A 12,287-nucleotide genomic window follows, 5' to 3' on the forward strand; every position below is an offset into this window, starting at 1 on the left:
CCTTTTATATTTTTGTGGCCAATTTTTCTTGGATGATTTCTCTTAAGCTTTTTTTACTTACTTTTCCAAGTGGCGTTTGTGGAAACTCATGCACAAATTCAAAACGGTCAGGTATTTTAAATGCGGCAATTCCTTTTAATTGTAGAAACGACTTCAAAGCTTGACCTGTCAGCTGTTCTTTTTGAGAGATGATAAATGCACAAGATCTTTCACCAAGAAAGGCATCTGGCATGCTGACAATTGCTGCATCTAACACCTCTTCATGTGAGAGCAAATAATTCTCAACCTCTTCAGCAGCAATCTTTTCTCCACCGCGATTAATTTGGTCCTTATCTCTTCCTTCTACGATTAAATAACCATCTTCCGTTTGTTTAACAATATCTCCTGTCCGATAAAAGCCATCATGAGTAAATGCTTTTTCGTTATGGGTTTCTGCATTGTAATACGCAATGATTGTGTAAGGACCTCTTACTTGTAAATGGCCCGTATCACCAACGGCAATAGACTGATCCTCTTCATCTACAATACGAATCTCATCAAATTCAGACATGGGTCTTCCTTGTGTATAAACGATTTTTTCCTCTGCATCATTTAATCTCGTATAATTAACCAAGCCCTCAGCCATGCCAAAAACTTGTTGTAGTGTACAGCCAAAACTAGGCCCCACTTTTTTCGCTACTTCTGCACTACATTTTGCCCCTCCTACTTGAATCACTTCTAAACTAGTAAGATCATAATCTCTTGTCTTACTAGCTTCAATCCAAATAATTGCAAGTGGAGGAACGAGTGAAGTAAAGTTTATTTTTTCTTTTTCAATTAATGGAAAAGCCGTATCTGGACTAGGATCGGGACTTAATACGATGCACCCACCAGCGTATAAGACACCAAATACACCTGGTGAACTCATCGTGAAGTTATGTGCAACTGGTAATACAGCAAGATATTTCGTCCTTTCACTTAATTCACAGATTTCTACACTTTTTCGAATACTATATAAATACTCATCATGTGTTCTCGGAATTAACTTAGGCAATCCTGTGCTCCCACCAGATAATTGGAAGAATGCTAAGTCACTCCCTGTAATAGTTGGTAGAGTCACAGAAGATCCTTCAGACATTAGTGCTTCAACATTTAAAAACTCCTGCTCATCTCCCGCGACAATTATATGTTGTAATGTATGGACTTTTTCCTTCACTTCTCTGGCCATCTTCACATAATCATGTCTATCAAAAACATCAGGTATCACATAAGCAACGGCTTTTGTATGTTCGCAAAAATAAGTAATTTCTGTTTGGCGATGTAACGGCAAAGAGAAAATAGGGAGGGCACCAATCCGGAATAGCGCAAAACAAATTTCAAAAAAGGTAATGCTATTGCTAAGTTGCAATACTACGCGATCTTGCTTTTTTATCCCAAGATGAATGAATCCATAGGCTAAGCGGTTGGCTCTCTCATCTAGCTCTTCATAAGTAACTTTACGATTTCCTTCAATGAGTGCAATGGATGTCGGTGTTAATGTTGCCATCCTTTCTAATACTTCTCCAAATGTTTCACCAGTCCAACAACCATTTGAGCGATATTTTGTCGCCAATTCATCTGGCCACGGTGTATATCCTTGTAACATTTACAACTCTCCTTTATGAATTATTCAATACCTAATGCACTTAACATCGTTTTAAGTTTGGCAGCCGTTTCATCGCATTCTTCTTGCGGTACTGACTGAGCAACAATTCCAGCTCCAGCAAATAACTTCATTTGTCGTTGACTCAGTTCTGCACATCTAATTGAAATCGCCCACTCCCCATCACCGTTTCTTGTACTATAACCAACCATCCCTGTAAAATAATGACGATTGTATGGTTCTAGTTCATTCAACAATTGATAAGCTTCAACTGCTGGTGTACCACAAATAGCCGGTGTCGGGTGAATACTCTCGGCTAATTGAACAGATGAAACGCCCTCGTCATACAACTCCCCTTCAATTCTTGTTGAAAGATGCCACATCGTTTTTGTAGAAATAACAGAAGGTTGAGCGGGAACAGTTAATGTTTTACAATAAGGCTTAAGATTTCTTTCTATCGCTTCAACGACAAGGCGATGTTCATATAAATCTTTTTCAGAGCAACTTAATTCTTCAGCCATTTTTTTATCATCCTCTTCGTTCGCCATTCTCGGCCTTGAACCTGCTAAAGGATTCGTAATCACTTTCCCTCCCACTTTTTTAATCAGCAATTCCGGGCTAGATCCTATCAATGTACTTTTTTCATCTAATAAAGGAACCGCAAAATTAAATTTATCCTCATTATCTGCTAATAAATTCTGTAAAACATAACGAATATTTACATCTTTACTAAACTCAATCTGCATTAAACGGCCTAAAACCACTTTTTTAAGCTCCGCATTTTTTATTCTCGCTACAGCCTTTTCGACCATCATCATATATTCTTGTGGCTGTGGATGAAACTTAACCTTATTAGGTAGCGAGAGACGACTTCCTGCTTGATATCTTGTACGAGTGAACGGTTTCTCCATCATCACTTCTTTTGGGATAAATAAGGTGGACTCATCCTTTTGATTCAAAGGAAAGGCACCTATCATCAAATCATGATGTCCATATGTCCGGGGGCATTTCTGCCAAAGCAAATCCACTCGTTCGCTAAAGGTTTTTCCTTCTTGTTCTTCCCTATGTAATTCTACTTCCTTCCCCTTTGCTAAAATATGCTGCATGGGGAAACCAATGAAACTATCGCCTTCATTATATAAATCAGTTATTTCATTGATGCTCTTTTCTTGTAATGTCGCCATTAATATCCACCTCTTTTTTCGTCATTGTGCACCTAAGCTCGCTCCGCCATCTATTACAATATTATTCATTGTGATATGACTTGCCTGATCTGAAACGAGGTATAGAATCGAATCAACAATATTTTCCGGAGTGGCAATTTTTTGTAGAGGAATACCTACGCGATATTCTTCTTGAACACCCTTAATTCCTTGCTCTATCGCACCGTTCATCCAGAAATCTCTTTGCATATCTGTATCAGTGGCACCTGGTGAGACAATATTGCAGCGGATATTGTATTTTGCAAGCTCTAACCCTAAACATCTTGTAAACATGAGGGAAGCAGCTTTTGATGCACAATACGCTGACATGGATGTTCTCGGTACAGATGCTGCGTTTGAACTAACAGTAACAATTGCCCCTGATTGCTTGGCAATCATCACTTTACTCACCTCTTGGGATAGATAAAACACCCCATTTGTATTGACTGAAAAAGTATGTTCCCATTCATCCATTGTCATAGATTGAATCGGATTGACGGAAATCACACCAGCGACATTGACAAGAATATCAATCGCTTTATATTTTTCTATTACTAGTTGTATTGTATCTGTGACATGTGCTTTATTTGAAATATCACAAATGTATCCTTCAAACTGATACTCCTGGTTTGATAACTCTTTTGATAGTTGTTTTAGTTTATCTGCTTCAATATCTAAGCCAACCACCTGGCAACCTTCTAAACAGAGACGCTTGACTAAAGCGGCACCCATTCCTTTTGCGGCACCTGAGATGACTGCAACTTTTCCTTTAAGCATCGAAACACCCTTTCTCAACAGATAATCATTCTCAATTAAGAGTAAAAAAGAAAGCGTTCATTTCTTCCTGACATTGTTAGAAAAAACTCACACTTCTAATGATAATGATTCTCATTATCACATCACAATATTAACAATAGTATAGATTCCTAATATTCGTCAAGGAGGAAGATAATCCTATTTCAATGAAATCGGAAAGTTATTTTACCGGATTGACTTGTTATTAATGGGAAAACAAGGAATTAACAACGATCAATTGAACCAAAAAAATTTAAAATGGTAGGAAAAGTTATTTAAATATCCGATAGTAAAAAATACTGGGATTTTTTTAGAAATTAATTCATTTTCCCTTCAATTATAGCCAAAAAAGAAACGAACTTTCAGTGACTATCACTGTTAAGTTCGTTTCTTTTGTCATTCATTTATTTTACAAGTTCTAATACAGCCTCTAACATCACATTGACACCTGCTGCACAATCCTCATATGGAGTAAATTCATCTTCGCTATGGCTTTTTCCATTTATACTAGGTACAAATAACATAGCAGTAGGAATCATACTTGCGATAAACTGAGCATCATGCCCTGCTCCGCTTGCCATTTTTTTATACGGTAATCCTTGTTCTTTTGTCACACTTTCTAGCAATTGAACAATGTCATTATCAAAATGGACGGTCGAGCGATCCCAAAGTTTTTCAATGAATACCGTACATCCTTCACTATTTACGGTGTCTTGTACTTGTTTTATTTTTTCTTCGACAATTGCTATCACTTCAGGTTCCTTATGCCTTGCTTCTATCGTAAAGATCACTTCATTTGGAATAACAGTATGAACATTAGGAGAAACATCTAACCTTCCCATAGTAAATACGAGGTCATCTGGTAAACTACTTAATTCATTTCTAATCTCTTGAATGAAGTTATTCGTTGTGAATAGTGCATCCTTACGTAAATGCATAGGCGTCGTGCCCGCATGATTAGAGTCACCTACGATTTTAATTTCATAACAAACCATCCCTACCACACAGTCAACTACACCAATCTTCAACCCTTCATGCTGAAGAACAGGCCCTTGTTCGATATGTAGCTCTAAAAAGGCGTGCGCTTCTTTTAATCTATTCTCTTCAGAGCCATTGAAACCGATCTTCGCCAACTCTTCTTTAAAGACCTTCCCATCAGCATCTTTTTTGTTCAACATCTTTTCACAATCGAATTTACCACTTAAAACCCCGGAGGACATCATAGAAGGCTCAAATCTAGCACCTTCTTCATTGGTAAAATTAACTAACATTATAGGAATCTTCGGTGTAATATTATTATCAACAATCGTTCTTACGATTTCTAAACCTGTTATAACCCCTAACACACCATCGAAACGACCTCCGCATTTAACTGAATCAAGATGAGAACCGATGACTACCGGTGGAACCTTTTCCAAACCTGGTAAAAGAGCATACATATTACCCATATCATCCATTTTTACTTCCATTTTAAGTGCTTCACAGCATGTTTTAAAATATTCGCGTGCTAAACGATCTTCCTCAGATAGAGCTAATCTTGTTACACCATTATTCTCTGTTCTACCAAAATTCGCGAAATGTTCAATCGTCTCTGTTAATCTCTCACTATTAATCTGGATTTTTTGTTTCTCCAAAATGCCATCTCCTCCAGCAACTTATTTACGATTAATTAAATGGACAGAAAAATACTTGCGTGCATCAGCTGTTAATATGTGTAAAGTTTCAGAGTGAATCTTTGATCCCGTAATTCTTTCAAACTCTACAAAGGCACCGCTTAAATTCTCCGTAATACTTTTAATTGTATAACCGTTATTTAACAGAACATCAATACTTGTTTTTTCCTTCATATATTCGATATGCTCAGACATTTAACCATCTCCTCTATTGGATTTTTTCTTTAACCTTAGTATTTACTATTTCCCCTTCATCATTAGATAAAACCCAATCTCTTCCGACTGTTATTCCTAGATATTTTTCATCACTAGGGTCATTCATTTCGACTTGCTCGTATTTTTTAAACCACCAATACTTCGCTAAAACATAATAGAGAACGGCTCCTACGACAAAGCCAACAATGGAAGAGTAAGTAGACAATAAATTGGCACATATCCCCCCAACAATCCATGCAATGAGTCCAGCGCCATTAAAACCAGCAAAATATTTGAACTGTCCTTCATTCTCATATAAAGCTGGCACATTCACTCTTCTTTTTCTTAATAAATAATAGTCAGCAAATAAAATACCTACGATAGATGTTAGGATTCCCCCAATGACTAATAACGCTTGATTAAGCACATCGAACAAGCTCCAAGGCTGTGCAAGCGTACCAATAATTCCTGCAAAAATGACTCCTACCCAAAAAGGCACTTTTGGCCCGCCTATATTAGAGAAAACAGTTGCTGCTGGTATAATGTTGGCTGAAGTATTTGTAGACCACTGTGCTAAAACAATCATTAATAGAAGAATGCCTAAAATAAAGCCACTAGCTGATTCTTGTAATGCCACAATTGGATCAGATGTGCTAACTGCCATATATGACACAGCGCCAATCGCAATCATAAATGTATTCACAATCGGCATCACGATGATATTACCAATTAACTGAGATTTGTTCCGTTTAAACCAATTTTTCTCATTTCTAGGCGCTTTAAAGAATCTTGATAAGCTTGGCATATCAGCTGCAAGCGTAGCCCAAAAGCCCATATTCGCCATAATAACAACCATGAATGCTGTAAAAGCAGTTATACCTGTCGCAGGACTCTCCACCCAGGTCCAAACATCTTTACCTTGGCTTGTAGCATTGTCTGATAATGTAATATACATCCAACATGAGATTAAAATAATAATGGGGGCAGCTAAATCAGCAAACCGTTCAATCGATTTAATTCCTAATGCTGTATTGATTAATTGTGCAGCAGCAAAAAGAATAAAGCATACGAACCACTGATCAAAGCCAAAGAGAAGATTGAGTATCCCGTTGATTGCGGAAGCACCAAAGTAAGTGTTTATACCAAACCAACATGAAGCAGTAATCCCCCTAACAACCGAAGGAATATGTGTCCCAATTGTTCCAAACGGCGCCCGCATGTAAACAGGAAAAGAAAGTCCATGCTCCACACCAATATCGCCAATTAAGGACATTAATATCCCAATGGCCACTGAGCCGATAATGGTTGCTAACAGAACCATCGGGAGTGATAAATGAATTATTCCGCCACCGCCAATAGCAAATGCCGCTAGCACAATAGCCATGCCAACCCATATAACTGCAAAACCAAAGGCACCAATTTTTCTTTCCTTATAACCAATTGGCAATAAATCTGGTGATTTTAAATAATTACCTTTCTTCTCCAATATGGACACCCCCTTAAAATGAACAACATATTTGTAAAGTTCATGAAGTTGGATACCCTGCTGAAATCATTTCAGCAGGGCGATAAAGTTAAATCATTGTTGGCATTTTTTCTAATGTTTCTCCATATTTAGCACGCTTAATAAATTTACCTTGACCTGCTTCTCCTACAAATTGTTTATCCTTGATGATAAAGTTGCCCCTAGATAATACTGAAATAGGCTCTCCTGTAATTTTCATGCCTTCAAAAGGATTGTAATCAACTGCCATATGATGCGTTTTCGCGGATAACGTCCGTTCAACATTGCCATCATAAATAACAAGATCAGCATCAGCGCCAACAGCTATCGTGCCCTTTTTAGGATATAATCCAAACAATTTTGCTGCACGGGTTGAAGTAATCTCTACGAACTGATTCAGCGATATTCTCCCTTTTTTCACACCTTCTGAGTATAAAATACTGACGCGATCTTCAATTAATGGACCACCATTAGGAATCTTTGAAAAATCACCTTTTCCTAAGTCTTTCTGGCCGACAAAATCAAAAGAACATTGATCAGATCCAAGTGTTTGTAATTGTCCTGTCTTTAACGCATTCCATAAATGATCTTGATTCCATTTTTCTCTTAATGGCGGTGACCAAACATATTTAGCTCCTTCAAAATCTGGTTTTTCCAAATAGGTTTGATCCAAGACCAAATATTGCGGACAGGTTTCACCCCAGATATCGATGCCTCGACTTCTAGCTTCAGCTATCTTTTTAGCGGCATCTGCACATGATACATGTACGACATATAATTGGGAACCAGCAAGTCCAGTAAGGGTTGCCGCTCTTCCTGTTGCTTCTGCCTCTGCTTCTGGCGGACGAGTCAAAGCATGATAAATAGGGTCTGTATTTCCTTTTGCTAATGCGTCTTTTACTAGATAATCAATCACATCGCCATTTTCAGCATGCACCATTACAAGTGCACCAAGCTCTTTTGCGGCAAGTAAAGTTTTATATAGTGTTTCATCATCTGCTTGGAATTGATTTTTATAAGCCATAAATACTTTTAAAGAAGTAATGCCTTCTTCCTCAACCATTTTCGGTATCTCTGCTAATACAGCATCACTGCTCTCGACAATTTGCAAGTGAAAACCATAGTCAATGACAGCCTTATTTTTTGATTTATGATGCCAAGCTTCAACCGCGCTACTGAGCGATTTCCCCTTTGTCGTTAAACAAAAATCAACAATCGTAGTTGTTCCACCAAATGCGGCAGCTTTTGTACCTGTTTCGAAATCATCTTTAGTGACCGTTCCACCAAATGGCATGTCTAAGTGGGTATGAGGGTCAATCGCCCCTGGGAAGATATAATGTCCTTTTGCATCAACAACTTCCGCACTACTTTCTTGTATATTCTCACCTATTTGCATAATTGTTTCATTCTCAATTAGGATATCTGCTTTGTAGGTATCTGTTGCTGTGACAATTACTCCATTTTTTATGATTTTTTTCATAAGTATTCACCCTTCCCACTCTTTTACTTTGCTGTACTATTTGCGACATAGCTTATATTTGCAATCGCTTCTTGCCTTTCATTCCAAGTCATCGGTTGCAGTTCATTTGGTTTTTCGATCATATCAATTGCTCCATCTACTGGACAAACAATAGAACATAAATTACAACCGACACAATCTTCTTCGCGAACTTGGAGATAAGGCTTGCCATCCGTTCCAGTTAGCATTTCAATACATTGATGAGAGGTATCTTCACAGGCAATATGGCATTTATTACAATTGATACAAACATCATTATTAATGTGTGCGACAATTTGATAATTTAAATCTAAATCGCCCCAATCAGAATATTTAGGTACAGATTTACCAATAATTTCATTTACTGAAGCGATCCCTTTCCTATCTAAATAATGGTTTAGCCCATCAATCATATCTTCTACGATACGGAAGCCATGATGCATGGCCGCTGTACAAACTTGTACGCTTGTTGAGCCCATGAGCATAAACTCGACAGCATCTTGCCAATTAGATATACCACCAATTCCTGAGATCGGCACATCAATTCGACTATTTCGTGCACATTCTCCAACCATATTTAGAGCAATTGGTTTTACTGCAGGTCCGCAATAGCCTCCGTGGGCGCCCTTCCCTCCAACATGCGGAATGGTATTCCACGTTTCAATATCTACACCTGCTAAACTATTAATCGTGTTAATCATACTAATTGCATCTGCTCCACCATTGACCGCCGCTTCAGCTGTTGCGGTTATATCAGTGATATTTGGTGTAAGTTTCACAATTACCGGTGTCTTCGCTACTTCTTTTACCCAATACGTTTGTTGCTCAACAAGTGCCGGTACTTGACCTGATGCTGCTCCCATTCCTCTTTCAGCCATCCCATGCGGACAACCAAAATTTAATTCAAGTCCATCTACACCTACTTCTTCAACCTTCTTAACAATTTCATGCCATTTTTCTTGTTTTGGTTCGACCATTAACGAGGCAATGATTGCATGATTAGGGTATTTCTTTTTCGTTTCATAGATTTCTTTCAGGTTTACTTCCAGCGGTCGGTCAGTAATTAACTCAATATTATTAAAACCTGCTACTTTTTGACCATTAAAACTCACTGCTGCAAAACGCGATGAAACATTTAATATCGGGTCACCTAATGTTTTCCATACTGCACCTCCCCACCCAGCTTCAAAGGCGCGTTGTACTTGATAACCTGAATTGGTCGGCGGAGCTGAAGCTAACCAAAATGGATTTGGGGATTTAATTCCAGCTATATTTGTACTTAAATCTGCCATTATTTCACCTCCAAAAGATTTACGCAGTTTCTATCGTTTCTTTTAATAGAGAACGGTGGATGCTTATAGCACTCGCTTTTCCTTGTTGTGCAGCAGAAACAACCATTGCTTCACCTTGTCCTTTACCAAATATACAATCTCCACAGGCAAATACTTTACTGTTAGAAGTTTGATAGCTTTCACTATCTATTGTCACAACACCACCATCATGACTAATATCAAACTGCTCAATTAAATCAATATAACGACTTTGCCCAATCGCTTTAATCACTGCATCTACTTCAATTGTAAATTCAGAATCATTTAAAGGTACAGGACGTCTCCTTCCATCTTCACCAGGTTCCGATAAAGTCATCTTGACACATTTAATCCCTGTAACCTTCCCTTCCTCATCTCCTAAAATTTCTACCGGTGCTGTTAACCAGCGAAATTCGACACCATCCTGCTTTGCAAATTCATATTCAAAATCATAAGCGGTCATCTCAGCCAGTGTTCTTCTATATAATATTTTGACATTATCCGCTCCTAATCTAACTGAACAAGTTGCAGCATCAATAGCTGTATTACCAGCGCCGATGACTGCTACCCTTTTTTTGTACAAGTTATCATGAATAGGGGCTATCTTTGTTTCTTTTACAAATTCAATTGCATCATGAACGCCATCTAAATCTTCACCAACAATTCCTAATGCTGGTACAGATGACATGCCGATGGCTAAAACAACCGCATCATTTTGTTCCAGAATTTCTTTGGCAGAGATATCTACCCCTACTCTCGTATTTGTAACAATTTCTACATTCAATTTTTTTACTTGTTCTACTTCCCAAAAAGATATCTTCTGCGGTAATCTAAATGAGACGATTCCGTAAGTATTCAAACCTCCCGCTTCACTTTCAGCTTCGTAAATCGTCACTTTATAACCCATTCTTGCTAATTCTCTAGCGGCTGATAAACCGGCAGGGCCGCTTCCTATGATTGCTACTTTCTTTCCATTTGGCTTTCCAGCATGGAACAGTGTAGCTTCATTATTAATTGCCCAGTCCGTTGCATATCGTTGTAAATTCCCAATTAAAATAGGTTTAGTAGAATGATTGAGCACACATGCGCCTTCACAAAGTTCTTCTGTCGGACAAACCCGTGCACAACTAGCTCCTACAGGATTAGCAGACATAATTGTTTTTGCTGATCCAAATAAATTATCTGTGGCAATTTTTTTAATAAAACTAGGGATATCAATTCCCGTTGGACACGCTTGAATACAAGGAGCATCATAACAATACAAACATCGATTGGCTTCATCCAGTGCATCATGCTTAGAAAAAGGTGGTTCTACTTCTTCAAAGTTCCGCTTTAATGCTGCTAATGTTTCTTTTCGGTCGCTTTTCACTATAGAGTAACCTCCTTACAAGATAACATCTTTGAATGTTAGTTTTTCTAACATAAATTATACTGAATTGTTAGAATCTTATAATCATTTTACTGTGTTCTAATTGATTAATCATTATACAATTCGTAAAATAGTTTGCCAGGCTTGCTTGTCAAAATGTAAAAAGCAACGTTTTGTAAGCGCTTCACATAATACTAGTTCCAAATAGTTTTTTCTTTATCACTTTTATATGTTATTTATCCTTACATACCCTGTAAATATGAGCGTTTTATTACATTCGAAAGTGGTAAGCGGATGTGATTTATTATGTCTCACAAATAATAATAGACTTGATGCTTGTATTCTGATCTTTTATAGAGATAGAATGGAATGATAAAAGGTAAATTTCTATAGGCAGAAATGATTAGGGGGAGCCTTTGCAGAATTCTGGAGGTGCGCGGGCAACTTTGCAATTCACTTTAAACTAAAAAGGGAACCACCCCCTTAGTACCCTTTCTTACCAGACTTTTTCAATCTTTTTTTGTTTCAGTGATCGTTTTAATACGTTCTTGCTCTTCTCTCTTATCTAAGTATTCGAAAAATCCAAGTCGGTTTCCCCAAGGGTCTGTGAAAGTTCCCCATTTCACTGGTACTTCAGGTCTTGTATGTATTTCAAACCAATTAATCTTTAAATCTTCTATCAGTCTGTCTCTTTCAGCCTCAATGTTAGTAACTCCTAAACGTAAAGGTCCGTTGCCCTCAGAAAGAGTTCCTTCTGCCACCTGCAACCAACATCCCGGAATAAGTTCCCACTCAGCAAACCCCTCATGCGGAGTAAAATCAGCCTGCTTATTAAGCAGTGCCTCATACCACTTTTGCCCTTCTTCAATATTGGCCACTCTAACCTGAGTAGTCATTTCAAAAATCATTTCTATCCCTCCTATATTTATATTTTCAAATATAATCATACGTTAATTTGTCTTATACTTTCCTTTACATTTCACTGATGTATGTCCACAATAAGAACGATTTTACCGAATCGTTTTCAACGTTTAGTTTAGTAAACTTTTCAATTTCATCTAAGAGCTTTAATAAGCTCTCATTGTTCTTCTTTTGCTTTAAAAAGATTGTCAATCCATAC

Annotated in this window: 10 protein-coding genes; all 10 read right to left on the minus strand. The window is 37.7% G+C overall.

Annotated features, from left to right (window positions below; genetic code table 11):
• Nucleotides 1–4: 4 nt before the first annotated feature.
• The 10 genes from H9655_RS12415 to H9655_RS12460 all read right to left on the minus strand — a co-directional run bounded on the left by H9655_RS12415 (nt 5) and on the right by H9655_RS12460 (nt 12,075).
• Nucleotides 5–1,624, minus strand: coding sequence for a (2,3-dihydroxybenzoyl)adenylate synthase (locus H9655_RS12415; protein ID WP_191814389.1), 1,620 nt, complete (start codon nt 1,622–1,624; stop codon nt 5–7).
• A 20-nt stretch (nt 1,625–1,644) separates the two neighbouring features.
• On the minus strand, nt 1,645–2,805 hold the full coding sequence (locus H9655_RS12420; protein WP_191814391.1) for an isochorismate synthase: 1,161 nt from the start codon (nt 2,803–2,805) through the stop codon (nt 1,645–1,647).
• A 21-nt stretch (nt 2,806–2,826) separates the two neighbouring features.
• Nucleotides 2,827–3,600, minus strand: coding sequence for a 2,3-dihydro-2,3-dihydroxybenzoate dehydrogenase (locus tag H9655_RS12425; protein WP_191814393.1), 774 nt, complete (start codon nt 3,598–3,600; stop codon nt 2,827–2,829).
• 422 nt (nt 3,601–4,022) lie between these two features.
• Entirely contained in the window at nt 4,023–5,252 is a 1,230-nt protein-coding gene (locus H9655_RS12430; RefSeq protein ID WP_191814395.1) for a Zn-dependent hydrolase, read from the minus strand.
• Between the two features lie 21 nt (nt 5,253–5,273).
• On the minus strand, nt 5,274–5,486 hold the full coding sequence (locus tag H9655_RS12435) for a hypothetical protein (RefSeq protein ID WP_191814397.1): 213 nt from the start codon (nt 5,484–5,486) through the stop codon (nt 5,274–5,276).
• Between the two features lie 13 nt (nt 5,487–5,499).
• Nucleotides 5,500–6,972 carry an NCS1 family transporter gene (locus H9655_RS12440; protein WP_191814400.1) on the minus strand — a complete coding sequence of 491 codons (1,473 nt, stop codon included), beginning with the start codon at nt 6,970–6,972 and terminating at the stop codon, nt 5,500–5,502.
• Between the two features lie 88 nt (nt 6,973–7,060).
• Nucleotides 7,061–8,470 carry a dihydropyrimidinase gene (hydA, locus tag H9655_RS12445; RefSeq protein ID WP_191814402.1) on the minus strand — a complete coding sequence of 470 codons (1,410 nt, stop codon included), beginning with the start codon at nt 8,468–8,470 and terminating at the stop codon, nt 7,061–7,063.
• A 23-nt stretch (nt 8,471–8,493) separates the two neighbouring features.
• A complete protein-coding gene (preA, locus tag H9655_RS12450) occupies nt 8,494–9,780 on the minus strand; it encodes an NAD-dependent dihydropyrimidine dehydrogenase subunit PreA (RefSeq protein ID WP_191814404.1) in 1,287 nt (428 codons plus the stop codon).
• Nucleotides 9,781–9,799: 19 nt separating this feature from the next.
• Nucleotides 9,800–11,167: an NAD(P)-dependent oxidoreductase gene (locus H9655_RS12455; protein WP_191814406.1), complete on the minus strand. Its 1,368-nt coding sequence runs from the start codon at nt 11,165–11,167 to the stop codon at nt 9,800–9,802.
• A 509-nt stretch (nt 11,168–11,676) separates the two neighbouring features.
• Entirely contained in the window at nt 11,677–12,075 is a 399-nt protein-coding gene (locus H9655_RS12460; RefSeq protein WP_191814408.1) for a VOC family protein, read from the minus strand.
• Between the last annotated feature and the right edge of the window lie 212 nt (nt 12,076–12,287).

The sequence above is a fragment of the Cytobacillus stercorigallinarum genome, assembly GCF_014836495.1.
GTDB classification, from domain to species: Bacteria; Bacillota; Bacilli; order Bacillales; family Cytobacillaceae; genus Cytobacillus; species Cytobacillus stercorigallinarum.

Excerpts from the sequence above, each read along its gene's own strand:
- preA (WP_191814404.1), bottom strand. The coding sequence starts at position 9,780 with ATGGCAGATTTAAGTACAAATATAGCTGGAATTAAATCCCCAAATCCA.
- H9655_RS12460 (WP_191814408.1), bottom strand. The coding sequence starts at position 12,075 with ATGATTTTTGAAATGACTACTCAGGTTAGAGTGGCCAATATTGAAGAA.
- H9655_RS12435 (WP_191814397.1), bottom strand. The coding sequence starts at position 5,486 with ATGTCTGAGCATATCGAATATATGAAGGAAAAAACAAGTATTGATGTT.
- hydA (WP_191814402.1), bottom strand. The coding sequence starts at position 8,470 with ATGAAAAAAATCATAAAAAATGGAGTAATTGTCACAGCAACAGATACC.
- H9655_RS12425 (WP_191814393.1), bottom strand. The coding sequence starts at position 3,600 with ATGCTTAAAGGAAAAGTTGCAGTCATCTCAGGTGCCGCAAAAGGAATG.
- H9655_RS12420 (WP_191814391.1), bottom strand. The coding sequence starts at position 2,805 with ATGGCGACATTACAAGAAAAGAGCATCAATGAAATAACTGATTTATAT.
- H9655_RS12415 (WP_191814389.1), bottom strand. The coding sequence starts at position 1,624 with ATGTTACAAGGATATACACCGTGGCCAGATGAATTGGCGACAAAATAT.